21 protein-coding genes, 2 pseudogenes and 1 riboswitch are annotated in these 24,545 nt (G+C 70.9%); of the genes and pseudogenes, 15 read left to right on the top strand and 8 right to left on the bottom strand.

Annotation, left to right across the window (positions count from 1 at the left end):
* Positions 1 to 58 precede the first annotated feature (58 nt).
* A complete protein-coding gene (locus tag ACFV0T_RS38920; protein WP_385789770.1) occupies positions 59 to 703 on the top strand; it encodes a MerR family transcriptional regulator in 645 nt (214 codons plus the stop codon).
* A 56-nt stretch (positions 704 to 759) separates the two neighbouring features.
* Positions 760 to 2,244 (top strand): DNA polymerase IV, encoded by a 1,485-nt coding sequence (locus ACFV0T_RS38915; protein WP_385789768.1) that lies wholly within the window; start codon positions 760 to 762, stop codon positions 2,242 to 2,244.
* Positions 2,245 to 2,597: 353 nt separating this feature from the next.
* On the opposite strand, the gene ACFV0T_RS38910 is transcribed toward ACFV0T_RS38915, so the two are convergent.
* Positions 2,598 to 2,969 (bottom strand): PRC-barrel domain-containing protein, encoded by a 372-nt coding sequence (locus ACFV0T_RS38910; protein ID WP_385789767.1) that lies wholly within the window; start codon positions 2,967 to 2,969, stop codon positions 2,598 to 2,600.
* Between the two features lie 114 nt (positions 2,970 to 3,083).
* Positions 3,084 to 3,182, top strand: a riboswitch (glycine riboswitch).
* A 181-nt stretch (positions 3,183 to 3,363) separates the two neighbouring features.
* Between ACFV0T_RS38910 and gcvP the strand changes: the two genes are divergently transcribed.
* Entirely contained in the window at positions 3,364 to 6,249 is a 2,886-nt protein-coding gene (gene gcvP / locus ACFV0T_RS38905) for an aminomethyl-transferring glycine dehydrogenase (RefSeq protein WP_385789766.1), read from the top strand.
* Positions 6,250 to 6,344: 95 nt separating this feature from the next.
* Here the strand turns inward: gcvP and ACFV0T_RS38900 are convergent, their stop codons facing one another.
* From ACFV0T_RS38900 to modA, 3 genes are all read right to left on the bottom strand, one after another.
* Positions 6,345 to 7,436 (bottom strand): ABC transporter ATP-binding protein, encoded by a 1,092-nt coding sequence (locus ACFV0T_RS38900; RefSeq protein ID WP_385789765.1) that lies wholly within the window; start codon positions 7,434 to 7,436, stop codon positions 6,345 to 6,347.
* Between the two features lie 169 nt (positions 7,437 to 7,605).
* Positions 7,606 to 8,463: an ABC transporter permease gene (locus ACFV0T_RS38895; protein ID WP_385789763.1), complete on the bottom strand. Its 858-nt coding sequence runs from the start codon at positions 8,461 to 8,463 to the stop codon at positions 7,606 to 7,608.
* Positions 8,460 to 9,287: a molybdate ABC transporter substrate-binding protein gene (gene modA, locus ACFV0T_RS38890; protein ID WP_385789761.1), complete on the bottom strand. Its 828-nt coding sequence runs from the start codon at positions 9,285 to 9,287 to the stop codon at positions 8,460 to 8,462. Before modA ends, ACFV0T_RS38895 begins: the two co-directional genes overlap by 4 nt.
* 208 nt (positions 9,288 to 9,495) lie before the next feature.
* Here modA and ACFV0T_RS38885 point away from each other — a divergent pair, with 208 nt between their 5' ends.
* The 4 genes and pseudogenes from ACFV0T_RS38885 (at position 9,496) to ACFV0T_RS38870 (ending at position 12,621) form a co-directional block, all read left to right on the top strand.
* Entirely contained in the window at positions 9,496 to 9,984 is a 489-nt protein-coding gene (locus ACFV0T_RS38885) for a molybdopterin-dependent oxidoreductase (RefSeq protein ID WP_385789759.1), read from the top strand.
* A gap of 52 nt (positions 9,985 to 10,036) precedes the next feature.
* Positions 10,037 to 10,285, top strand: a pseudogene (locus tag ACFV0T_RS38880) (helix-turn-helix domain-containing protein); the annotation flags it as partial.
* A 126-nt stretch (positions 10,286 to 10,411) separates the two neighbouring features.
* Positions 10,412 to 11,356 carry a LysR substrate-binding domain-containing protein gene (locus ACFV0T_RS38875; RefSeq protein WP_385789781.1) on the top strand — a complete coding sequence of 315 codons (945 nt, stop codon included), beginning with the start codon at positions 10,412 to 10,414 and terminating at the stop codon, positions 11,354 to 11,356.
* A 104-nt stretch (positions 11,357 to 11,460) separates the two neighbouring features.
* Entirely contained in the window at positions 11,461 to 12,621 is a 1,161-nt protein-coding gene (locus tag ACFV0T_RS38870) for an NAD-dependent formate dehydrogenase (protein WP_385789758.1), read from the top strand.
* A gap of 82 nt (positions 12,622 to 12,703) precedes the next feature.
* On the opposite strand, the gene ACFV0T_RS38865 is transcribed toward ACFV0T_RS38870, so the two are convergent.
* Entirely contained in the window at positions 12,704 to 13,099 is a 396-nt protein-coding gene (locus tag ACFV0T_RS38865) for a molybdopterin-binding protein (protein WP_385789756.1), read from the bottom strand.
* 82 nt (positions 13,100 to 13,181) lie between these two features.
* On the opposite strand from ACFV0T_RS38865, the gene ACFV0T_RS38860 reads away from it, so the two are divergent.
* Positions 13,182 to 13,802: a DUF1707 domain-containing protein gene (locus tag ACFV0T_RS38860; protein WP_385789755.1), complete on the top strand. Its 621-nt coding sequence runs from the start codon at positions 13,182 to 13,184 to the stop codon at positions 13,800 to 13,802.
* Here the strand turns inward: ACFV0T_RS38860 and ACFV0T_RS38855 are convergent.
* From ACFV0T_RS38855 to ACFV0T_RS38845, 3 genes are all read right to left on the bottom strand, one after another.
* A complete protein-coding gene (locus ACFV0T_RS38855) occupies positions 13,780 to 14,298 on the bottom strand; it encodes a hypothetical protein (protein WP_385789753.1) in 519 nt (172 codons plus the stop codon). The two genes, ACFV0T_RS38860 and ACFV0T_RS38855, sit on opposite strands and share 23 nt — an antisense overlap.
* A gap of 117 nt (positions 14,299 to 14,415) precedes the next feature.
* Positions 14,416 to 16,371: an amino acid transporter gene (locus ACFV0T_RS38850; RefSeq protein WP_385789751.1), complete on the bottom strand. Its 1,956-nt coding sequence runs from the start codon at positions 16,369 to 16,371 to the stop codon at positions 14,416 to 14,418.
* A gap of 1,060 nt (positions 16,372 to 17,431) precedes the next feature.
* Positions 17,432 to 17,983, bottom strand: coding sequence for a hypothetical protein (locus tag ACFV0T_RS38845; RefSeq protein WP_385789749.1), 552 nt, complete (start codon positions 17,981 to 17,983; stop codon positions 17,432 to 17,434).
* A 164-nt stretch (positions 17,984 to 18,147) separates the two neighbouring features.
* Here ACFV0T_RS38845 and ACFV0T_RS38840 point away from each other — a divergent pair, with 164 nt between their 5' ends.
* The 7 genes and pseudogenes from ACFV0T_RS38840 to ACFV0T_RS38810 all read left to right on the top strand — a co-directional run.
* Positions 18,148 to 18,330, top strand: a complete 183-nt coding sequence (locus tag ACFV0T_RS38840) for a hypothetical protein (RefSeq protein WP_385789748.1) — start codon at positions 18,148 to 18,150, stop codon at positions 18,328 to 18,330.
* Positions 18,331 to 18,727: 397 nt separating this feature from the next.
* A complete protein-coding gene (kdpF, locus tag ACFV0T_RS38835; RefSeq protein ID WP_016434100.1) occupies positions 18,728 to 18,817 on the top strand; it encodes a K(+)-transporting ATPase subunit F in 90 nt (29 codons plus the stop codon).
* An 8-nt stretch (positions 18,818 to 18,825) separates the two neighbouring features.
* Entirely contained in the window at positions 18,826 to 20,490 is a 1,665-nt protein-coding gene (kdpA, locus tag ACFV0T_RS38830) for a potassium-transporting ATPase subunit KdpA (RefSeq protein WP_385789747.1), read from the top strand.
* Positions 20,487 to 22,616, top strand: a complete 2,130-nt coding sequence (kdpB, locus tag ACFV0T_RS38825) for a potassium-transporting ATPase subunit KdpB (protein ID WP_385789745.1) — start codon at positions 20,487 to 20,489, stop codon at positions 22,614 to 22,616. The genes kdpA and kdpB overlap by 4 nt, the downstream gene beginning before the upstream one ends.
* 4 nt (positions 22,617 to 22,620) lie before the next feature.
* On the top strand, positions 22,621 to 23,289 hold the full coding sequence (locus tag ACFV0T_RS38820) for a potassium-transporting ATPase subunit C (protein WP_385789744.1): 669 nt from the start codon (positions 22,621 to 22,623) through the stop codon (positions 23,287 to 23,289).
* 115 nt (positions 23,290 to 23,404) lie between these two features.
* Positions 23,405 to 24,088, top strand: a complete 684-nt coding sequence (locus ACFV0T_RS38815; RefSeq protein WP_385789742.1) for a response regulator — start codon at positions 23,405 to 23,407, stop codon at positions 24,086 to 24,088.
* A 2-nt stretch (positions 24,089 to 24,090) separates the two neighbouring features.
* Positions 24,091 to 24,545: pseudogene (locus ACFV0T_RS38810) on the top strand (histidine kinase); the annotation flags it as partial.

The following is a 24,545-nucleotide window of genomic DNA, read 5'->3' as shown; positions in this document are numbered from 1 at the left end:
TGACGCACCCCTGGTGACTGCCTACCGTCGAGGAGGCAGGTCGAGGACGGAGGTCGGCGTGAGCAGCAGCGGCGGCGGTATGGCTGGGGGTGTCCCGGGATCCGGTTGCGGGGCGAGCGGTCCGTACCCGCTTCACAGCAACGCGGTCGATCACGTTCCGCAGCGACCTTCGGCCGTGCCGAGCAGCGGAGGGGCGACGTCCATGGCGTCCGAGCAGATCGGCTATCGAGGCCCGACGGCCTGTGCGGCCGCGGGGATCACCTACCGGCAACTCGACTACTGGGCCCGTACCGGGCTGGTCGAGCCGAGTGTGCGCCCCGCCTACGGGTCGGGGACGCAGCGCCTGTACAGCTTCCGGGACGTGGTCGTCCTCAAGATCGTCAAACGGTTCCTCGACACCGGGGTGTCGCTCCAGAACATCCGCACCGCCGTCCAGCACCTCCGGGAGCGGGGCTTCAGCGACCTGGAGCGCATGACACTGATGTGCGACGGCGCCACGGTCTACGAGTGCACCTCGCCCGACGAGGTCCACGCCCTGCTCCAGGGCGGTCAGGGCGTTTTCGGGATCGCCGTGGGCGTGGTGTGGCGGGACGTGGAGAACGCCCTGTCACAGCTGCACGGGGAGCGGATCGACACGGGGGAGACCCTGGTCGGGCCCAACCCCGCCGACGAGCTGGCGCGGCGCCGCAACCGGGCCGTCTGAGAGGCGCCCCGAGCCGCGCCGGGGCATTGTCAGTGGCGTAGGGCAGCATCGGAGATGTGAGAACCGCGCCCACGATCCTGCATCTCGACATGGATGCCTTCTTCGCCTCGGCGGAACAGGCGTCCAAGCCGAGCCTGCGCGGGAAGGCCGTCGTCGTGGGCGGGCTGGGACCACGCGGGGTGGTGGCGACCGCGTCGTACGAGGCGCGGGTCTTCGGGGTCAACTCGGCGATGCCCATGGCGCAGGCGCGCCGGCTGGCGCCGAACGCCGCGTACCTCGTGCCGCGCTTCGGGTTCTACCGGGCGATCAGCGAGCAGGTGATGGGGCTGCTGCGGGCGCTGTCACCGCTGGTGGAGCCGCTGAGCCTGGACGAGGCGTTCGTGGATCTGGAGGCGGGGGAGACGGCCTGGGACGCGGAGTCGGCCCGGCTGACGGGTGTGCGGCTGCGCGCCGACATACGAGCCGTCACGGGGCTCACGGGGTCCGTGGGGCTGGCGGCCTCCAAGATGCTCGCGAAGATCGCTTCCGAGCAGGCCAAGCCGGACGGGCTGGTGCTGATCGAGCCCGGCACCGAGCGGGCGCTGCTCGGGCCGATGTCGGTGCGGACGCTGCCGGGCGTGGGGCCGGCCACCGGCGACCATCTGCGGCGGGCCGGGATCACCACGGTCGACGAGATCGCGGAGGCGGGCGAGGACGAGCTCGTACGGCTGCTGGGCAAGGCGCACGGGCACGCGCTGCACGCGATGGCGCTGGCACACGACGACCGGCCCGTGGTGGCCGAGCGGGAGACCAAGTCGGTGTCGGTCGAGGACACGTACGACGTGGACATCCACGATCGGCTCAGGGTGGGGCTCGAGGTGCAGCGGCTGGCCGACCGGTGTGTGGGACGGCTGCGCGGGGCCGGGCTGTCGGGGCGGACCATCGTGCTGAAGGTGCGGCGCTACGACTTCTCGACGCTGACCCGGTCGGAGACGCTGCGGGGGCCGACGGACGATCCGGCGGTCGTACGGGAGGCGGCGGCCCGGCTGCTGGACTCCGTGGACACGACGGGCGGGGTGCGGCTCCTGGGGGTGGGCGTGTCCGGGCTCGCCGACTACACGCAGGAGGACTTGTTCGCGCAGGCGGCCGGGGAGCTGGCGCGGCACGCGCCGGAGGAGAAGGCCGCCCAGGAGTCCGTGCCGGAGTCGCCGGAGCCGGTCGAGCGGCGCTGGCGGGCCGGGCATGACGTGCGGCACGCCGAGCACGGACATGGCTGGGTGCAGGGCAGCGGCCTCGGCCGGGTCACCGTCCGGTTCGAGACGCCCGACTCCGTACCTGGGCGGGTACGGACGTTCCGGATCGACGACCCGGATCTCGAACCGGCGGATCCGCTGCCACTGGTGCGGCGAAGACCGGACGAGGAGGGCGCTGTCGCGGCCGTGACAGAGGCAGTGGTGGTGACCACGGACGCCGGATCGGTCGTGCCCTCGGACGTGGCCCGGGACTCGGACGGTGGTGTCGCGGTGGAGCGGTCGGCCGGATCGGGGCAGGCGGGGGATTGACGGCGGAGCCGCGGCGCGGTCGGCCCGAAGCGGTCCGTCCGGGCGCGGGGTCCGACGCGGTTCAGCCGAACGCGTTGGGGCGGGTCCGAGGAGCTTGGGCCGGGAGTGGCCCGGCGGCCGCCTGCCTCGCGACCGCCGGATCGTCCGTGGGCCCGCGCGGCGTCTCCGACCGGGTCGCGGGGAGAAAGCGTTCCAGGGCTGCGTTGCGAGCAGCTTCCAGGACCACCGTGCCGTCGCCCGCGCCATGCGTCGACCCGGCAGCCGGGTGGTCGGGCGGCCGGGCGGTCGGGCGGCGGGATGGCGGGGCGTAGTACGACGGCGGTGTGGTGGGGGCAGTCGGGCGGGTGGTGGGGTCAGGCCTCGTCCGTGCCTGCCAGCTTGCCGAAGTCGTGGTCCGGGATCGGGGGAGGAGCGGCGATGTCGAGGCCATAGTGGTGGTAGAGCTGGAGCTCCTGCTCGGGCGAGAGGTGGCGCCCGACGCCGAAGTCCGGGGCGTCCTTGATCAGCGCTCGCTCGAAGGGGATGCGCAGGGCGCCCTCGACCAGTTCGCTGGGCTCGAGCGGGACGAAGGCGTCTCTCGAGAACAGGCCGGTACGTATGGCAGCCCACTCCGGCACGCCGGTCGCGTCGTCGAGGTAGACCTCGTCGATGGTTCCGATCTTGGTGCCGTTGCGGTCGAACGCCTTGCGGCCGATCAGGTTGCGCGGATCGATATCGGTCTGCACGGGCCCTCCTCCAGGTCGCAACTCATTCGTAAGCACTACAAAAGAGCACAATCAGGAAGGTGGCCACTCGAAGGATCCGCTGTTGACCGCGCTGGTACGCTGGCAGACGGCTGCCGACCCCGTGCGGGAGAGTCCTCCGAGCATCATCATCGGAGGCGCCGAAGGAGCAAATCCTCCCCGGAATCTCTCAGGCCCACGTACCGCACGGACGAGGTCACTCTGGAAAGCAGGGCGGGTGTCGTCGGACTCCCGCTCTCACCGACGGTGAAAGCCGGTATCCCCTTTGTGGGCGATCCGGTGAAGCTCTCAGGTTGAGATGACAGAGGGGGAGGCCGTCCGGGTACCTGCGCCTTGGTACCCCTCGCAGGTCGCGTCAGACCAGGAGGCCTCCGCAATGACCGCCCACCGCATTCCGCTCTCCGAGCTCGAACAGGGAATCCCGTTCGAGCAGCGCCACATCGGGCCCGACCAGGAGGCGCGGGCCAAGATGCTCGCGCAGGTCGGGTACGGCTCGTTGGACGAACTCACGGCAGCCGCGGTCCCGGATGTGATCAAGAACGCCGACGCGCTCGACCTGCCCGGCGCGCGCACCGAGGCCGAGGTGCTGGCCGAGCTGCGCTCCCTCGCGGACCGCAACGAGGTCCTCGGCTCGATGATCGGCCTCGGCTACTACGGCACCTTCACGCCGCCCGTCATCCTGCGCAACGTCATGGAGAACCCGGCCTGGTACACGGCGTACACGCCCTACCAGCCGGAGATCTCGCAGGGCCGGCTCGAGGCGCTGCTGAACTTCCAGACCATGGTCGCCGAGCTCACCGGCCTGCCGACGTCCGGCGCCTCGCTGCTCGACGAGGGCACGGCCGCCGCCGAGGCGATGGCGCTGTCCCTGCGCATGGGCAAGAACAAGAAGGGTCTGTTCCTGGTCGACGCGGACGCGCTGCCGCAGACCATCGCCGTGATCCAGACCCGCGCCGAGCCGACCGGCGTCGAGGTCGTCGTCGCCGACCTCAGCGACGGTATTCCGGCCGAGATCGCCGAGCGCGAGATCAACGGCGTACTCGTCCAGTACCCCGGCGCCTCCGGAGCCGTGCGCGACATCAAGCCGGTCGTCGACCGGGCGCACGAGCTGGGCGCGCTCGTCACCGTCGCCGCCGACCTGCTCGCGCTGACGCTGCTGACCTCGCCGGGCGAACTCGGCGCGGACATCGCGGTCGGCACCACCCAGCGCTTCGGTGTGCCGATGGGCTTCGGCGGACCGCACGCCGGTTACATGGCCGTACGCGAGAAGTTCGCGCGCAGCCTGCCCGGGCGGCTCGTGGGCGTGTCCGTCGACGCCGACGGGAACCGGGCCTACCGCCTCGCCCTCCAGACCCGTGAGCAGCACATCCGCCGGGAGAAGGCGACCAGCAACATCTGCACCGCGCAGGTGCTGCTCGCCGTGATGGCCGGCATGTACGCCGTCTACCACGGGCCCGAGGGCCTGAAGGCCGTCGCCCGGCGCACCCACCGCTACGCCACGCTCCTCGCCGCGGGTCTCACCGCGGGCGGGGTCGAGATCGTGCACGGCGCCTTCTTCGACACGCTCACCGCGCGGGTGCCGGGCCGGGCCGCCGCGACCGTGGCCGCGGCGCGCGAGCACGGCGTGAACCTGTACCTCGTCGACGCCGACCACGTCTCCCTCGCCTGCGACGAGACCACCACGCGGGCACAGCTCGCCGCCGTGTGGACGGCCTTCGGTGTCGAGTGCGACATCGAGGCGCTGGACGAGACCACCGAGGACACCCTGCCGGCCGCGCTGCTGCGTACCGACACGTACCTGACGCACCCGGTCTTCCACCAGCACCGCTCCGAGACCGCGATGCTGCGCTACCTGCGCCGGCTGTCCGACCGCGACTACGCGCTCGACCGCGGCATGATCCCGCTGGGCTCCTGCACCATGAAGCTCAACGCGACCACCGAGATGGAGCCGGTCACCTGGCCCGAGTTCGGCCAGCTGCATCCCTTCGCGCCCGCCGAGCAGGCGCAGGGCTACCTCACGCTCATCCGTGAGCTGGAGGATCGGCTCGCCGAGGTCACCGGCTACGACAAGGTCTCCCTCCAGCCCAACGCCGGTTCGCAGGGCGAGCTGGCCGGTCTGCTCGCCGTACGCGGGTACCACCGGGCCAACGGGGACGAGCAGCGGACCGTCTGTCTGATCCCCTCCTCCGCGCACGGCACCAACGCCGCCAGCGCCGTCATGGCCGGTATGAAGGTCGTCGTGGTGAAGACCGCCGGGGACGGCGAGATCGACGTCGACGACCTGCGGGCGAAGATCGAGCAGTACCGCGACGAGCTGTCGGTGCTGATGATCACGTACCCGTCCACGCACGGCGTCTTCGAGGAGCACGTCGCCGACATCTGCGCGCAGGTGCACGAGGCGGGCGGCCAGGTCTACGTCGACGGGGCCAACCTCAACGCACTCGTCGGCCTCGCCAAGCCGGGCCACTTCGGCGGCGACGTCTCGCACCTGAACCTGCACAAGACGTTCTGCATCCCGCACGGCGGCGGCGGACCCGGCGTCGGCCCGGTGGCCGTACGGTCGCACCTGGCGCCGTACCTGCCGAACCACCCGATGCAGCCCGCGGCCGGTCCCGAGACCGGGGTCGGCCCGATCTCGGCGGCTCCGTGGGGTTCGGCCGGCATCCTGCCCATCTCGTGGGCCTACGTCCGTCTCATGGGCGGCGAAGGGCTCAAGCGGGCCACGCAGGTGGCGGTGCTCTCGGCCAACTACATCGCCAAGCGGCTCGAACCGCACTTCCCCGTGCTGTACACGGGCCCGGGCGGCCTGGTCGCCCACGAGTGCATCATCGACCTGCGCCCGCTCACCAAGGCGACCGGCGTGAGCGTCGACGACGTCGCCAAGCGGCTCATCGACTACGGCTTCCACGCGCCGACGATGTCGTTCCCGGTGGCCGGGACGCTGATGATCGAGCCGACCGAGTCCGAGGACCTGATCGAGCTCGACCGGTTCTGCGAGGCGATGATCGCCATCCGTACGGAGATCGAGAAGGTCGGTGCCGACCACTGGCCGGCCGACGACAACCCGCTGCGCAACGCCCCGCACACCGCGGCCGCGCTCGGCGGGGAGTGGAAGCACGCCTACAGCCGCGAGGAGGCCGTCTTCCCGGCCGGAGTCTCGGCCGCCGACAAGTACTGGCCGCCGGTGCGCCGTATCGACCAGGCCTTCGGTGACCGGAACCTGGTCTGCTCGTGCCCGCCGCTGGACGCGTACGAGGACTGAGCGCCGCGTCGGGCGCCGCGCCGGGAGTCCGGTGCGGCGCCCGCGGTCCGTCCTGGCCGGTCGTGCCGTTCCCCGCACTCCTTCGCCGGACCGGTTCAGGCGGGGTAGGCGTGCGTCTGGGTCGCCTTCACCGTCGCCCAGACGGGTGCGCCGGGGCGCAGGTCGAGTTCGGCGGCGGCCACCGTGGTCAGGTCCGCGGCGAGTGGGAGTTCGCCGGTGAGGTCGGCACGGATCTGGTCGCCGTGGGTCTCCAGACCCGCGACCTCACAGCGCCAGAGGTTGCGGGCGCTGGAGCCGGTGGGGCGGCTCCCGTGCAGGGTGACCGCGCTCGGCGGGAAGGCCACGAAGACCGAGCCCGACAGGATCTCGGTGGTGGTGACGGCGGGGCCGGCGTCGAGGCGGACCGTGTGCCCGTCGGCCCGCCCCTGGTACAGGTTCAGGCCGACCAGCCGCGCGATGTAGTCCGTGCGCGGGTGGCGGGCGATGTCGGACGGGGTGCCCTCCTGGACGACGCTCCCGTGCTCCACGACGACGAGTCGGTCGGCCAGCACCATGGCGTCCAGCGGGTCGTGGGTGACCAGCACGGCGACCGCCTCGAACTCGGCCAGATGACGCCGGAGCCGGGCCCGTACCTCCAGCCGGGTGCGGGCGTCCAGCGCGGCGAGGGGTTCGTCGAGGAGCAGCAGCCGCGGGTGGGTGGCCAGAGCGCGGGCCAGGGCGACGCGCTGGGCCTGACCGCCCGACAGCCGGCGGGGCTTGGCGCCGGTGTGGTCGGCCAGGCCCATCCGGTCCAGCCACTCGGCGGCCTGCGCACGGGCTTCTGCCTTGGAAGCGCCGTGGCAGCGCGGGCCGAACGCCACGTTGTCCAGCGCCGTCAGGTGCGGGAAGAGCAGGTAGTCCTGGAAGACCACGCCGACCGGGCGGGACTCGGGAGGCGTACGGTCCAGCGAGACGCCGTCGAGTCGTAGATGGCCGTCCGAGAGCGGGACGAGGCCGGCGAGGGCGCGCAGGGCCGTGGTCTTGCCGGCGCCGTTCGGGCCGAGCAGGGCGACGACGTCCCCGGGAGCCGCGGTCAGAGCGACGTCGAGGCGGAAGGTGTCGCGGTCCACGACGAGACGGGCGTCGAGGCCCTGGCCGTGAGCGCCCGCGGCGGCGGGGGCGGCTTTGGTGGCGCCGAGGTCGGTCATGAAGGAATCGTCCGGCATGGTCGGGGACAGGGACAGGGACAGGGACAGGGACAGAGCTGACAGTGCTGTTCGTGGCGAGCTGGGCGCCGTGGCCTGCGGGTCCGGTCGGCTGGTTCGGGGCCGGTCCGGCCAACTCGTCCGTGGGCCGCCCGGTCGGCCTGTGGCGGCGTCATGACGCCGTCATCCAACGGTCCCGCAGTCCCGCCAGTACCGCGATCGACACGGCCAGCAGCACCAGACTGAGGGCGATCGCCGCCTCGGGGTCGCTCTGAAGGGCGAGGTAGACGGCGAGGGGCATGGTCTGGGTGCGGCCCGGGAAGTTGCCCGCGAAGGTGATCGTCGCGCCGAACTCGCCGAGTGCGCGGGCCCAGGCCAGCACGGCGCCCGCCGCGATGCCCGGGGCGATCAGCGGTAGGGTGACCCGGCGGAACGCGGTGAAGCGGGAGGCGCCCAGTGTGGTGGCCGCCTCCTCGTAGCGGGGGTCGGCGGCCCGCAGGGTGCCCTCGACGCTGATGACGAGGAACGGCATCGCCACGAACGTCTCCGCGATGACGACGCCCGCCGTGGTGAACGGCAGGGTGATCCCGAACCAGGCGTCCAGCCACTTCCCGACGACCCCGTTGCGGCCGAGGGCGAGCAGCAGCGCCACACCGCCGACCACCGGCGGCAGCACGAGCGGCAGGGTCACCAGGGCACGCACGAAGCCCCGGCCGGGGAAGTCCGCACGGGCCAGCACCCAGGCCAGCGGGACGCCGATGACCAGGCTCACCGCGGTCGCCGCCGTGGCGCAGACCAGGGACAGCTGGAGGGCCTGCCAGACCTCGGTGCTGGTCAGCTGCTCGGGCATACCGCTCCAGGGCGCCCGGACGAGCAGCGCGAGCATCGGCAGCAGCAGGAAGGCGAGGCCCACGAGAGCGGGCACCAGCAGGGGCAGGGGGACGCCTCGGCTCGCCCGCCGGACACGGCCGCGTCGCGGACGGCCCTCGATGATGTCGCCCGCGGCGTCGGCCTTGTCGGTCGGGGTCACGGCTTGAGGAACCCGGCCTCGGTCAGCACCTGCTGGCCCTCGGCGGACCGCACCAGCGCCACGAACGCCTTGGCGGCCTCGGCGTTGGGGGCGCTCTTGAGGAGGGTGATCGGGTAGTCGTTGACGGCGTCGGCGGACTCGGGGAACTCCACGCCCTCCACCTTGTCACCCGCCGCGTGCACATCGGTCTTGTAGACGACCGCGGCGTCGGCCTCCTTCAGCTCGACCTTCGTCAGGGCGCTCTTGACGTCCTGCTCGTAGGAGACCGGGGTGAGCTCGAGGTCGCCGGCCTCCAGGGCCTTCTGGGCAGCGGCGCCGCACGGCACCGTCTTGTCGCACAGCACGACCTTCAGGCCGGACTTGGTGAGGTCCTTCAGAGAAGCGATCTTGTCGGGGTTGCCCGGCAAGGTGGCGATCTCCAGCTGGTTGCGCACGAACGTGGCGGGCGTGCCGGAGGCGTCTCCCGCGTCCGTCACGATCTTCATGGTCTTGGGGCTGGCGGCGGCGAACACGTCGGCCGGGGCGCCGCCGGTGATGCTCGCGGCGAGGGTGTCGCTGCCACCGAAGTTGAAGGTGACCTTCGTCCCCGGGTGCTCCTTCTCGAACTCCTTGCCCAGGGCCGTGAAGCTCTCCTTCAGAGAGGCCGCGGCGAACACGGTCACCGCGCCGGAAAGCTTCGGGGAGGAGGACGCCGACGCCGAGGTGTCGGACTTGGCGGACGAGTCCGGGTCGGAGGACGAGCAGGCGCTGAGAGCCAGCAACGCGGCGGCCCCCGCACCGGCCATCTGCAGGGTGCGGCGGGTCCGGCGTGCGGGACGGGTCATCACGGGTCTACTCCCTCTGCTGCTTCACGTGAGGGCCCGTAGGACCCCTCGTCGGCCCCTGACGGACCGTTCGGCGATGATACTGCCGCACTTGCGAGGTGTAAGTCTCCTGTTGCATCGCATGATCTGCGACGATCCAGGGTTCGGGTGGGCATGTGCGTTTGTACGGGGCTGTCGTCCGGGTACGTCATCCGGGAGGAGGTGGCACGTGACGCTCGCGGAGCTGTCCCTGACCGGCGACCTGGCCCGTCCGACCCGCCTGACCGTGCCGGACCTGCTCGGCCGGCGCCAGCACCGGGTGCGGGTCACCTTCGAGTGCGCCACCAGCGGTGTACAGCGCCACTGGTTCACCGGACCGCGGCTGTACGACGTGCTGTCCGACGCGGGGCCCGGTTTCGATCCGGTACGGCGCAAGGACCGGCTGCGCTTCCTGGTCGCCGTCACCGGCGCGGACGGACACCATGCCCTGCTGTCCTGGGCCGAGATCGACCCCGACTTCGCCGGTGCCCCCGTGCTGCTCGCGGTGAGCATCGACGACACCCCCCTCGACCGTGCCGGACCCCAACTCGTGCTGCCGCAGGACCGCTGCGGGGCCCGGCACATCAGCGGGATCAGGGCGATCCGGGTCGACGGGGCGTACGACTGCCGGCCGCCCGTGCCGACCACACCCGGTCTCGGGTCAGCGGCGGCTCCGTGAACCGCACGCCCGTCGCGTTCCGCAGGGCGTTGGCCGGGGCGGGGCGACCGGGGTGAAGGAGCTCTCGCCCGCCGATGTCCGCACCGCCTACAGCCGGACCGTCCCGGTGCCGCTGCTCGACACCGAAAACACCGCGGTCGCCGTACTGTTGCAGCCGCTGGTGACGTTTCCGGCCTGCGACGGATCCTGGGCGCGCACGGCGGAGGCGCTGCACCTGCACGTCGACACCGTGCACTACCGCATCGGGCGCATCGAGCACTTCACCGGCCGTGCCCTGTCCCGCCTGTACGGCCGCCTGGACCTGCGGGCGGCGCCGCTCTGCCGCACCCCCGCCCGGGTGCGGTCCGCACCCGCGCACAACAAAGGACCAAAGGACCAAAGGACCAAAGGACCAAAGCGCCAGGACGCGAAGGCACGGAGGCCGCGCATGCTGCTGCGTCAGCTGGAGTACCTCGTCGCGCTCGCGCGCGAGCGCCACTTCGCGCGGGCGGCCGCCGCCTGTCATGTCTCGCAGCCCTCGCTGTCCGCGGCGATCCGCCGTCTGGAACACGAACTGGGCGTGCCTGTGGTGCGGCGCGGGCGGCGGTACGAGGGACTGACCCCGGAGGGGGAGCTCGTCCTGGCCTGGGCGCACCGCATCCTCGCCGAGCGCGACGCCCTGCACCAGGAACTGTCGGTGCTGCGCGGCGGACTGACCGGCACGCTGCGCCTCGGGGTCGTGCCCACCGCGCTGCCCGTCGCCTCCCTGCTGACCACACCGTTCTGCGACCGGCATCCACTCGCCCGGGTCGCCCTTCAGTCGCTGTCCTCGGCCGACATCACGCACGGGCTCGGCGAGTTCGAACTGGACGCGGCGATGACGTACCTGGAGGACGACACGCTGCGCAACGTGCGCCGTCTGCCGCTCTACGAGGAGCGGTACGTGCTGCTCACGCCCGTCGGCGGCGAATTGGGCGAGGCCCGCACGGCCCGCTGGTCGCAGGCCGCCGCCCTGCCGCTGTGTCTGCTCGATCCGCGGATGCGCAACCGGCGGATCATCGACGAGTGCTTCGCCGCCGACGGGGCGGTGGCCGCGCCGGCGATCGAGTCGGACAGCGTCGCCGGGCTGTACGCGCATCTGCCCGGTGGCCGTTGGTCCAGCGTGATATCGCACGCGTGGCTGCACATGTTCGGCGTGCCGGACGGTATGCGGGTGGTGCCGCTGGTGGGGCCCGCGCACGGACCGCGGGTCGGGCTGGTCGTCGCCCGCAGCGAACCCCAGTCGGTCCTGGCGGACGCGCTGGTGGCGGTGGCGCGGGGGGCCGGAGTCCGGGACGCGCTGGACGAACTGCTGCACAGCTACCTGGGCGGGTCCGGCGGGCGGAGCGGTTGATAGAAGCGGGCTATCTCGGCATAGCAACGTTCGTTTTGACCTGGGCGAATCACCCCGAGGATCGTGAAGGGCACGTTCCCGAAACGGAGTTGAGGAGCCGCGACATGGCCAAGGTGCTCTGTGTCCTGTACGACGACCCCACCGACGGATACCCGACCTCGTACGCCCGTGACGATCTGCCCGCGATCGACCACTACCCGGGCGGCCAGACCACCCCGACCCCCGAGGCGGTCGACTTCACCCCGGGCCACCTCCTCGGCAGCGTCTCCGGCGAACTCGGCCTGCGCGGTTTCCTGGAGGCCGCCGGCCACACCCTCGTCGTCACCTCCGACAAGGACGGCGACGGTTCGGTCTTCGACCGGGAGCTCGTGGACGCCGACGTGGTGATCTCGCAGCCCTTCTGGCCGGCGTACCTGACCGCCGAGCGCATGGCCGCCGCCAAGAACCTCAAGCTGGCGATCACCGCGGGCATCGGCTCCGACCACGTCGACCTCGACGCGGCGATCACCCACGGGGTGACGGTCGCCGAGGTGACGTACTGCAACAGCATCAGCGTCGCCGAGCACGTGGTGATGATGACGCTGTCCCTCGTCCGCAACTACCTGCCCTCCCACCAGGTCGTGCTCGACGGCGGCTGGAACATCGCGGACTGCGTGGCCCGTTCGTACGACCTGGAGGGGATGCACGTTGGCACGGTGGCCGCCGGGCGGATCGGCCTCGCGGTGCTGCGCCGGCTCGCGCCGTTCGACGTACGGCTGCACTACACCGACCGGCACCGGCTGCCGCGGGCCGTGGAGGAGGAACTGGGGCTGACCTTCCACGAGAGCACCGAGGACATGGTGCCGCACTGTGATGTGGTCACGGTCAACGCGCCTCTGCACCCGGAGACGGAGGGGCTGTTCGGCGACAAGCTGCTCGGCTCGATGAAGCGCGGCGCCTACCTCATCAACACCGCGCGGGCGCTGATCGTGGACCGGGACGCCGTCGACCGGGCGCTGCGCAGCGGTCAGCTGGCGGGTTACGCGGGCGACGTCTGGTTCCCGCAGCCCGCTCCCGCCGACCACCCCTGGCGCACCATGCCGCACCACGGCATGACCCCGCACATCTCCGGCTCGTCGCTGTCCGCGCAGGCCCGGTACGCGGCCGGGACCCGGGAGATCCTGGAGTCCTGGTTCGGCGGCCGGCCGCTGCGGGACGAGTACCTGATCGTGGACGGGGGCGCGCTGGCCGGAGCCGGCGCGCACTCCTACTCGGTCACCAAGTGAACGACGCGGTCACCGGGTGAACCGCTCCGTCGCCAGGTGAACCACTGCGTCACCTGGCGAACGGCGCGGGCCACCGCCCCGCTCAGACGCGGTCGATGTGCACGTTCGTCGACTTCACCCGGGCGGTGGCCTCCATCCCGACCTCCAGGCCCAGATCCTCAACGGCCTCACGGGTGAGCAGCGAGACCAGGCGGTGCGGGCCCGCCTGGATCTCGACCTGGGCGGCGACGTCGCCGAGCTTGATCGCGGTGACGATGCCGGGGAAGGCGTTGCGGACCGAGGTGTACGAGGTCTCCTCCTCGGTGGTTCCGGCCCTGGCGAGCTCGACGGAGAACGCGGCGAGGTCCTTGCCGTCGATGAGACGACGGCCGCTGTCGTCGCGATGGGTGGCCACCCGGCCGGCGTCCGCCCAGCGGCGGGCGGTGTCCGGGCTCACGCCGAGCAGCCGTGCCGCCTGGCCGATTGTGTAGGACTGCATGCGAGTCACGATAGGGCGGCGAACGCTCGGCGGTGGACACGGGGTTGGCCCATGTATATAACGCGATATGGCGTTAGTCCTCGTGAGCGACGATCGGGGTGAGGGAACGCCGGCTGAACTCGCGCACCCGGGTGCGCCGCCCGGACTGAGGGCCTCGCACGCGGACCGGGACCGGGTCGTGGACGTGCTGAGCGCCGCCGCGGGGGACGGCCGGCTGACCGCGGAGGAGCTCGACGAGCGCGTGGGGGCCGCCCTGTCGGCCCGCACCCTGGGGGAGCTGGCCGTCCTGACGGCCGACCTGCCCGCCGGAGACCATGGAGCCGGAGTCAAGGACCTCGTCCGCATCGAGCAGCACGGTGGTTCGGCCGTGCGCGCCGACGGCTGGGTGGTGCCCCGTCGGATGGTGATCGACTCCTCCTGGGGGGACGTGACGCTCGACTTCACCCGGGCCGTGATCGCGCACGACACCCTGCGCGTCGACCTCGACATGAGCGGCGGCGCACTGCGGTTGGTGACCCGGCCGGGTGTCGTCGTGGACACCGACTCCCTGGTGATGGAGTACGCCAGGATCAGAACCCGTCCGGCGGGCGGCCCGGACGTGCCGGTCGTCCTGCGGACAGAGATCGTCGGCCGGATGCGCTACGGGCGGGTCGTGGCGCGTCCGCCACGGCGCACGCTGCTCAGGAGATTCCCGACTCCCTGAGGACGGCACGCGCGGTGGCGTCGTCGATCTCCCGGCCCAGCCGCGCCAGCACCTCGGAGCCCTCGCGCAGCGTGCCGCGTTCACGCGAGCGGCGCACACCCGTGTCCAGGTCGTGCCAGAGCAGCGGGTTGGCCACCAGCACCCGGGGGTCGAGCTCCAGCCGTTGGCCGTAGGCGTCGCGCAGGACCAGATGCGCGGAGACGCCGGGGTACTGCCGTATGTCCGTCAGCGCGTCGGTACGGATCACATGTCCGCGTACCGGACCGCGCACCGCCAGCCAGCCGGAGCCCGCGGTGACGCGCTGCGGCAGCAGGACCAGCAGCAGCACGACGGAGAGGCCCGGCCACAGCAGGGCGCGCGCCGGGGTCAGGGTGCCGGCGTTCCAGTCGAGCAGGAAGGTCAGGCCGCAGAACACCAGGGCGCAGCCCACCGCGAACCGGGCGCCGTGCCGCCAGTGACGGTCGCCGTCCGGGGGGAGGGGTGCGGTGCGTTCCATGAAGCCGACGGTAGGCCCGGTGTGCCCGTGGGGTACGGGCACTGACGGGGCCCTGACGTCCGTCGCACGGATCCTGACGGCGGCCTGACGTCGCCCGGACGGGCCCCGGTCGCGCGCTCAGCCGGTGTGGACCCGCGGCCTGCGGTCGCGGTTCGGCTCCGCCTCGCGCAGCACCTCACGGGTGACCGGGGCGACCTCGCCCTGGCCGAAGAGGAAGAAGCGCAGGAAGTTGGCGAACGGGTTGCCCTCGGTCCACTCGAAGTAGATGTGCGGCGTGCAGCCGGTGGTGTCGCGGACGTACAGGAGCAGCGCGGCCAGGGCGTTGGGGATGGACGCGGACTCCAGGGTCAGCACGCGGTAGCGGTTGTGCAGGACCTCGCCGCGTACGGTCAGGCCCGCCTCGAACTCGGAGGGGTCGGTCACCGTCACCTCGACGAAGACGAAGTCCTCCTGGCCGGGGATGTCGTTGTCCTGGCGGATCTGCTCGATCTTGTCGCGGTACTCGGCCTTGTCCCGTTGGTCGGGCTCGTTGGCGATGAACCGGATCTTCCGGCTGGCCATGTCCCGGACGAAGCGGGCCGCCATGTCGTCCAGCGTCACGCTGGTCACGCGCAGCTCGAAGGCGCGGGCCAGCCGGGACAGCAGCGAGACGAGGATGATGCCGGCGATGAAGCAGGCACCGATCTTCACACCGTCGGGACGCTCGATGACGTTCACGACCGTCGTGTAGAGGAACACCGCCGAGATCACCGCGAACCCGATGGCCCAGTTGCGCTGCCCGGCCTTGCGGGCGGCGATGGTCACGGCGATCGCCGCGGAGCTGATGAGCACCAGCACGCCGGTGGCGTAGGCGCCGCCCTGGGCGTCGACGTCGGCGTCGAAGATCCAGGTGACCAGGAAGCCGACCAGGGTGAAGACGATGACCATGGGGCGGACGGCACGCGCCCAGTGCGGGGCCATGCCGTAGCGGGGCAGATAACGCGGCATCAGGTTCAGCAGGCCGGCCATGGCGGAGGCGCCGGCGAACCACAGGATCGCGATCGTCGAGGCGTCGTAGACCGTGCCGAAGACGTTGCCCAGGTACTCGTGCGAGAGGAAGGCCAGCGCACGTCCGTTGGCCTGGCCGCCGGACTCGAACTCCTTCTCCGGGATCAGCAGGGTGGTGATGAAGCTGGTGGCGATCAGGAAGCAGCTCATGATCAGGGCCGCGGTGGTGAGCAGCTTCTTGGTGTCCCGGATACGGCCGGTCGGCACTTCCTCGGTGTCGTCCGGGTCGCCCTTGACGTGTGGCATCACGGCGACGCCGGTCTCGAATCCGGAGAGGCCGAGCGCGAGCTTGGGGAAGACCAGCAGGGCCACGCCGACCATGGCGAAGACGTTGCCGTGTTCGGCGGTGAGGGCGTTGGACCAGTCGGTGACCACGTGTCCGGCGGTGGCGACGTGCCAGAGGCCGACGATCACGACGACGACGTTCAGCGCGAGATAGATGCCCACCAGGGCGACGGCGACGCCGATCGCCTCCAGGAAGCCCTTGAGGAACACCGCGCCGAGCAGCGCCACCAGGATCAGGGTGATCAGCATCTGCTTGTCGTGAAGGGCGTCGTTCAGGTGCGGGTTCTCGACCAGGTGGGTCGAGGCGTCCGCCGCCGACAAGGTGATGGTGATCAGGAAGTCGGTGGCCGCGAACCCGAGCAGGGTCAGCACGAAGAGTTTGCCCTGCCAGAACGACAGCAGCCGCTCCAGCATCGCGATCGAGCCCTCGCCACGCGGGCTCTCCTCGGCCACTCTCCGGTACACGGGCAGGGCGCCCGCCAAAGTGACGATCACCAGCACGATGGTCGCGACGGGGGACAGCAGACCGGCCGCGAGGGCGGCGATGCCCGGCTGGTAGCCGAGGGTCGAGAAGTAGTCGACACCGGTCAGGCACATCACCCGCCACCAACGCTGACCCTTGTGCGCGGGCTCCGGCTGCGCATGGGGTCCCTGGTGGCCGCCACCCTTGCCCATGTCGGACAGGCCTTCCAGCATCCAGGCGCGCAGGCGGCTGGGAGGCGGGTGTTCGGTCGTGGCCATCGGCGTGCTCCTGAGGTGTGGCTCAGCGTGTGGTTTCGGCCATCACGCGGACGGCGGCACCAGCGTATGCAGAGAGTGACGCGTGGGCCCACGGATCTTGGAGCGGTGGGCGTCAAGCTTCCGTTAAGACCGGCCACGCGCGCGTGGCGTGCGCGTCAAAAGAGGGACGCGAGGAGCAACCGGGCACGGGTTGGGCTGTATGGGGGACGAGCGGTTCGTTCCGGGCGGATGAACGCAGGGCGGACACGCAGAGTCACGCCCACCCCGGGGCGCGGGCGGAGACCGGTCCGCGGGTGAGGGAGGGCCGTGGGGCGTCCCGCTGGCGCGGTGAGGCGTCCGGCTGCCGTCAAGGGCGTGTCAAGCGCGGCTGGGAAGGCGTCAAAGGAGTGTCAGCGAAGCCCGGTCCTGCCCGGTACCGGTCACAGACTGAACGGCACGGGGGACGGATGACCATCCGTGGCGTGGCGTGGGAGGGACCGAGACCAACACGGTCGGATGACCTCAGGGGGAGGCCGCCAGCCACGGAAGAGGAGGGAAGTCGTCCCACCCGGGTGCACTCCCGGTCCGCGGCTCACGAGGAGCGCGGACGGGCGGGCCCCGGGAATCCCTCCGGCACCGGACCGTGGCCGCGCGGGCCGCTCCGCGCCGCCGCCTGCGGGCCATCGTGCCCGCGCGGCCGCGCCTCTCGCGCGCGGCCACGGTCCTGCTTGCCGTTGCCCTGACCTCTGGTTGCCTGTGCGCGGGGGTGTCCCCGTGGTGTCCGAGTGGGGCGTCCGGCGCGGGAAGCGCTCCCTGAGCGCCGCCGCGACCGGAGTGCCGGGCGGAGACCACCTGCTTGGGCCTGTCGTTTGGATCAGCGACCACCTGCTCCGGCTGGGGCCTGTCGTTTGGATCAGCCCGGTGTCGCGGGGGTGTGGCACGCGGGTCCGCTGCGTTGTCGTCGGTTGCGACGCTCCGCGTCGACGCCCTCCTGCGCCTTGCGGCCACCGCACACCCCGCTCGGGCCGGCCGATCAGCTCCGTCGGCCACGGCCGACCTGATCCCAACGAAAGGCCCTGGGTCAGTCCCGAGGCCCGGACTCGGTCGGTGCGGTCTCCCGCTCGATCCGCTCCGCGACGTGACGCAGCGCGGTCGCCCCGCACAACAGGGTGCCGTCCGCGGTCGACCTGTGGGCGCCCTCCGCGAGGCGGTGCCAGAGTTCGGGGCTGGCGACGAGGATCCGGGGGTCGATCACGACCCGGTCGCCGTCGGCGTCGCGGAGCAGCAGCCGCGGGGAGACGCCGTCGAGGCAGCGCACCGAGACCAGCCGGTCGGTGCGGACCCGCCGGGTGCGCAGCAGGCGGCGGGCGGTGAGCCAGCCCTCGCCGGCCCGGACGCGGACCGGGCACAGCACCAGGAAGAGCAGCACGGCCAGCGTGCACCACAGGGCGCCGCGTCCCGGCGAGAGTGAGCCCGCGCTCCCGTCGATCAGGAGCAGCAGGCCGAGGAGTACGACCGCGCAGCGGACCGAGTCGGCCAGGTCCCGGGCCCAGCGGCGGTCGTAGGCCGCCGCGTCGGGCTGTGGGCCGGTCGCGCCGGGCCGGTCGTGTCGCGTGTCGTCGCGGAGTCCCATGTGGCCGACGCTAGGGACCGGGCGGGCGGGCCCAGTGGGCTTTGACGTGACGCTGACGAGGGGCGGGAGGTTCTTGACGCCCTCGCAGCGCTCCGCGCGCGGCGCCCGTCACGGCCGCGTCAACGACGTATCAAGCTCCGTCGTCCGGGCGCGAAGAACGCGCAATGAGCGGTCTGCGGCACGTCGATCCGGGCACACCCTTGGTGCACCACGTGGCCCCCTACGTGTCCGCCGCACCACGGACCGGCCTGGTGGCGGCGGCCTCCCTCGTCCCGGACCGCGTCCTGAACGTCGCCGTCGCCGTCGCCGTCGCCGTCACGACCGGCGTGGCGGCTCTCACCCCGTAGTCGCGCACGCCGTACGGCGGGAGACCGACGCGGTGATCTGCCGGCTGCGGTTCCGGCTGCGGCGGTTCCGGCTGTGGAGACGCGCCCCTCGGCACGCGCCTCCCGCGTGCCGTCGAGACGAACCCGCCGCGCGCCCTGGCAGGAGCCTGCCGCGTGCCGCCGGTACGCGTCCGTGACGTGCGCCTCCGTCGGCGTCAGGGTCCCGTCAAGGGCCCGCAGCGCGCCGTAAGGGACACGTAAACGGCGGTCGGTTCCGGCCATCGAGGCTGTTTCCTCGAACTGTCCCCGTCCAACGAACCTCACTCCAGGAGTTCACGATGGCCGATCTGGCCTTCGTCGTCATCACGATCGCGGTCTTCGCGCTGGTGGCCTTCGTCGCCAAGGGGGTGACGAAGCTGTGACCGCCGAGAACATCGTCGGCCTCGTCGTGGCCGTCGCCCTGCTGGGCTATCTCGTCCTCGCCCTGATCTTCCCGGAGAGGTTCTGAGCCCCGACATGAGTCCCGTACTCGACGGCGTACTCCAGCTGCTCGCCCTCATAGCGGCGCTGGCACTCGCCTACGTCCCCCTCGGCAACTACATGGCCAAGGTCTACTCCTCCGACAAGCACTGGCGCGTCGAGAAGTGGATCTACAAGGGCATCGGTGCCAATCCGAACACGGAGATGCGCTGGCCCGCCTACCTGCGCGGTGTCCTGGCCTTCTCCGCGGTCGGCGTCCTCTTCCTCTACCTCCTGCAGCGGATCCAGGGCGTCCTGCCCGGATCCCTCGGATTCTCCGCGATCGACCCGGACCAGGCGTTCAACACCGCCGCGTCGTTCGTGAGCAACACCAACTGGCAGTCGTACTACGGCGAGCAGGCCATGGGCCACGTCGTACAGACCGCCGGTCTGGCTGTGCAGAACTTCGTCTCGGCCGCGGTCGGCATCGCCGTCGCGGTGGCCCTCGTTCGCGGTTTCGCGCGCTCGCGCACCGGTGAGCTCGGCAACTTCTGGGCCGACCTGGTCCGTGGCACGGTCCGCATCCTGGTGCCGCTCGCGGTGATCGCCGCGGTCGTGCTCGTCGCGTGCGGTGCGATCCAGAACTTCTCCGGCATCCACGAGGTCGGCCAGTTCATGGGCGGCTCGCAGCAGTGGAACGGCGGCGCGGTCGCCTCGCAGGAGGCCATCAAGGAGCTGGGCACCAACGGTGGCGGCTACTTCAACGCCAACAGCGCCCACCCCTTCGAGAGCCCGACTCCGTTCACGAACCTCTTCGAGATCTTCCTGCTGCTGGTGATCCCGTTCGCGCTGACCCGCACGTTCGGCATCCTGGTCGGCTCGGTCCGGCAGGGCTACGCGATCCTCGCGACGATGGCCACCATCTGGATCGGCTTCGTCGGTCTGATGATGTGGACCGAGTTCGCCCACCACGGCTCGGCGTTCCAGATCGCCGGCGGCGCGATGGAGGGCAAGGAGACCCGCTTCGGTGTCGGCGCCTCGTCGATCTTCGCGGTGTCGACCACCCTCACCTCGACCGGCGCGGTGGACTCCTTCCACTCGTCGTTCACCGGTCTCGGCGGCGGTATCACCATGCTCGGCATGATGCTGGGCGAGATCACGCCCGGCGGTACCGGATCCGGTCTCTACGGCATCCTGATCATGGCGATCATCGCGGTGTTCATCGCCGGTCTGATGGTCGGCCGCACACCCGAGTACCTGGGCAAGAAGATCGGCACCCGCGAGATCAAACTGGCGGCCTGCTACATCCTCATCACCCCGGCGCTGGTGCTGATCTTCACGGCGTTCGCGATGGCCCTGCCGACCCCGGGCAACTCGATGACCAACAGCGGGGCGCACGGCTTCTCCGAGATCCTGTACGCCTACACGTCCGCCTCCAACAACAACGGCTCGGCGTTCGCCGGTCTGAACGCGGACACGCAGTGGTTCAACAGCACACTCGGCCTCGCGATGCTCCTCGGCCGCTTCCTGCCGATCGTGTTCGTGCTGGCCCTGGCCGGCTCGCTCGCCGAACAGAAGCCCGTGCCGGTCACCGCGGGCACCCTGCGCACCGAGAAGCCGCTGTTCACCGGCCTGCTGGTGGGCGCGATCCTGATCATCACCGGTCTGACGTACTTCCCGGCCCTCGCACTGGGGCCGCTGGCCGAGGGGCTGGCGTCATGACGACCCGTACAGAGAACCAAGAGGACTCGATGTCCACAGCCACCCCGACCCGGGCGCCGCACAGCGACGTGCCGACCGGTCACAAGGACGAAAGCAAGATCGGCGCGGGACTGTTCGACCCGAAGCAGCTGCTGAGGTCGCTGCCGGACGCCTTCCGCAAGCTCGACCCGCGCGTGATGGTCAAGTCGCCCGTCATGTTCGTGGTGTGGATCGGCTCCCTGCTGACCACCGTGTTCTCCTTCAAGGACCCGGGTGACTGGTTCGGCTGGACCATCAGCGCCTGGTTGTGGCTGACGGTCGTCTTCGCCAACCTGGCCGAGGCCGTCGCCGAGGGCCGCGGCAAGGCGCAGGCCGACACCCTGCGCAAGGCCAAGACCGACACGGTCGCCCGCCGCATCAACGGCACGGCGGAGGAGCTCGTCCCCGGCACCGAGCTGAAGATCGGTGACCTCGTCGTCTGCGAGGCGGGCGACATCATCCCCGGCGACGGTGACGTCGTCGAGGGCGTCGCCTCGGTCGACGAGTCGGCGATCACCGGTGAGTCGGCGCCCGTCATCCGGGAGTCCGGCGGCGACCGCAGCGCCGTCACCGGCGGTACCAAGGTGCTGTCCGACCGGATCGTCATCAAGATCACGACGAAGCCGGGCGAGACCTTCATCGACCGGATGATCAGCCTGGTCGAGGGCGCCGCACGGCAGAAGACGCCGAACGAGATCGCGCTGAACATCCTGCTCGCGTCGCTGACGATCGTCTTCCTGCTCGCGGTGGCGACCCTGCCCCCGTTCGCGGCCTACGCGGGCAGCCATCTCACGATGATCGTGCTGGTGGCACTCCTGGTCTGTCTGATCCCGACCACGATCGGCGCGCTGCTGTCCGCGATCGGCATCGCGGGCATGGACCGCCTGGTCCAGCGCAACGTGCTGGCGATGTCGGGCCGTGCGGTCGAGGCCGCCGGTGACGTCTCCACCCTGCTGCTCGACAAGACCGGCACCATCACGCTCGGCAACCGCCAGGCGTCCGAGTTCGTGCCGGTGCGCGGCACCACCGAGGCCGAGGTCGCCGACGCCGCCCAGCTCTCCTCGCTGGCCGACGAGACGCCCGAGGGACGCTCCATCGTCGTCCTGGCGAAGGAGAAGTACGGACTGCGCGAGCGTCACCAGGGCGAACTGCACGGCGCCGAGTGGATCGCCTTCACCGCCCAGACCCGGATGTCCGGTGTGGACGTGGACGGGCGCATGATCCGCAAGGGCGCGGCCGGTTCGGTCGTGGCCTGGGTCCGCGAGCGCGGCGGCACGGTGTCCGCGGACGCCGACACGCTGGCCGACCGGATCTCCGAGTCGGGCGGTACGCCCCTGCTGGTGGCCGTCGAGGACACCGAGGGCGCCCGCGTCCTGGGCGTCATCCACCTCAAGGACGTCGTCAAGGAGGGCATGCGGGAGCGGTTCGACGAGCTGCGCCGCATGGGCATCAAGACCGTCATGATCACGGGTGACAACCCGTTGACGGCCAAGGCGATCGCCGAGGAGGCGGGCGTCGACGACTTCCTCGCGGAGGCCACTCCCGAGGACAAGATGGCCCTCATCAAGCGGGAGCAGGCCGGCGGCAAGCTGGTCGCGATGACCGGGGACGGCACGAACGACGCCCCCGCCCTCGCGCAGGCGGACGTCGGCGTGGCGATGAACACGGGTACGTCGGCCGCGAAGGAGGCCGGCAACATGGTCGACCTCGACTCCAACCCGACCAAGCTCATCGAGATCGTGGAGATCGGCAAGCAGTTGCTGATCACCCGCGGTGCGCTGACCACGTTCTCCATCGCCAACGACGTCGCGAAGTACTTCGCGATCATCCCGGCGCTGTTCGCGGCGGTCTACCCGGGCCTGGACAAGCTCAACATCATGCACCTGTCCTCGCCGGACTCCGCGATCCTGTCCGCGGTCGTCTTCAACGCGCTGATCATCATCGCGCTGGTGCCGCTCTCCCTGCGGGGCGTGCGCTACCGGCCCGTGAGCGCCGACCGGATGCTGCGGCGCAACCTGGGGATCTACGGCCTCGGCGGCCTGATCGCCCCCTTCATCGGCATCAAGATCATCGACATGATCATCTCCCTCATCCCCGGAATCGGCTGATCCCATGAACAACTCGGTTACGAACACAGCCAGGTTGCTGTGGGCGGCCCTGCGCGCGCTGCTGGTGCTCACGGTGGTGACGGGCATCGTCTACCCGCTCGCGATCACCGGTGTGGCACAGGGCCTGTTCAGCGACAAGGCGAACGGCTCGGAGATCAAGGCGGACGGCAAGGTCGTCGGCTCCTCCCTCATCGGCCAGCAGTACAACCTGCCGCTGAAGAAGGGCCAGGAGACCCCGGATCCCGACCTGAAGTGGTTCCAGGGCCGGCCGCAGAACGGCCTGGGCAGCAACAGCGTCAACACCCAGTACAAGCTGATCCTGTCGGGCGCGACGAACCGTGCCGGTGACAACACCGACCTGATCCAGTGGGTGAAGGACGCCAAGGCCGCCGTCGTCAAGGACAACTCGACCACCGAGTTCCAGGTCAAGGCGTCGGAGGTGCCCGCCGAGGCGGTCACGTCCTCCGGCTCCGGCCTCGACCCGGACATCTCCCCGGAGTACGCGGACCTCCAGGTCCACCGGATCGCCGAGCGGAACGACCTCCCGGTCGCCCAGGTGGAGAAGCTGGTCGAGGACCACACCGAGGGCCGCACCCTCGGCTTCATCGGCGAGCCCCGCGTGAACGTCCTCGAGCTGAACATCGCTCTCAAGGCCCTCGTGGCCAAGGGCTGATGGCGTTACGCGAACCGCACGGGAGCCGGCGGCCCGGGAGACATCCCGGTTCCGTCGGCTCCCGCCGCCATGAACGCGGTCACGGCCGCACGTACGACAGGAAAGGCGCACACCCATGACGCGGGTGCTGGTGGTGGAGGACGACCCGCAGCTCGTACGGGCCCTCGTGATCAACATGCAGGCGCGCCGGTACGGAGTGGACGCGGCCCCCGACGGAGCCACGGCCCTGCGCCTGGCAGCCGCGCGCCAACCCGACGTGGTGATCCTGGACCTCGGCCTCCCCGACATGGACGGCGTCGACGTGCTCAGGGCCCTGCGCGGCTGGAGCCGGGTGCCCGTCCTGGTGCTGTCGGCCCGTCGCTCCTCCGGCGAGAAGGTCGCCGCCCTGGACGCCGGGGCCGACGACTACATCACCAAACCGTTCAGCATGGACGAACTCCTGGCTCGGCTGCGGGCCGCCGTCCGTCGCACCGAGGACATCACGCCGTCCGCCGGGACGACCCGGGTGGTGACGGCGGACTTCACCATCGACCTGCTCGCCAAGAAGGTCGTCCGCGGCGGGACCGACGTGCGACTCACGCCGACGGAATGGCAGTTGCTGGAGATCCTGGTCATCCACCCCGGGCGGCTCGTCACACAGAAACACCTGCTCCAGGAGGTCTGGGGGGTCTCCCAGCGCAACAAGACCAACTACCTGCGGGTCTACATGGCCCAGTTGCGCCGCAAGTTGGAGTCCGACCCCTCCCACCCCCGCTATCTCATCACTGAACCCGGCATGGGTTACCGCTTCGAAGGGTGAACATGGCACGCGGCAAGCTTCGGATCTATCTCGGTGCGGCACCGGGCGTCGGCAAGACGTACGCGATGCTGTCCGAGGGGCATCGGCGGGTGGAGCGCGGTACCGACTGTGTGGTGGCGTTCGTGGAGCATCACGGGCGGCCGCGTACCGAGGTCATGCTGCACGGGCTGGAGCAGATCCCGCGCCGGGAGGTGGAGTACCGGGACACGGTCTTCACCGAGATGGACGTGGACGCCGTCCTGGCGCGCAGGCCCCAGGTGGCCCTGGTCGACGAGCTGCCCCACACGAACATCCCCGGTTCGCGTAATGCGAAGCGGTGGCAGGACGTGGAGGAGTTGCTGGCGGCGGGGATCGATGTCGTCTCGACGGTGAACATCCAGCATCTGGAGTCGCTGGGTGATGTGGTGGAGTCGATCACGGGGGTGCGGCAGCGGGAGACGGTGCCGGACGAGGTGGT

It is taken from the genome of Streptomyces sp. NPDC059582, from assembly GCF_042735715.1.
GTDB lineage: Bacteria > Actinomycetota > Actinomycetes > Streptomycetales > Streptomycetaceae > Streptomyces.
The sequence above is the reverse complement of the archived record's forward strand: the minus strand, read 5'-3'. Positions and strand labels throughout refer to the sequence as shown.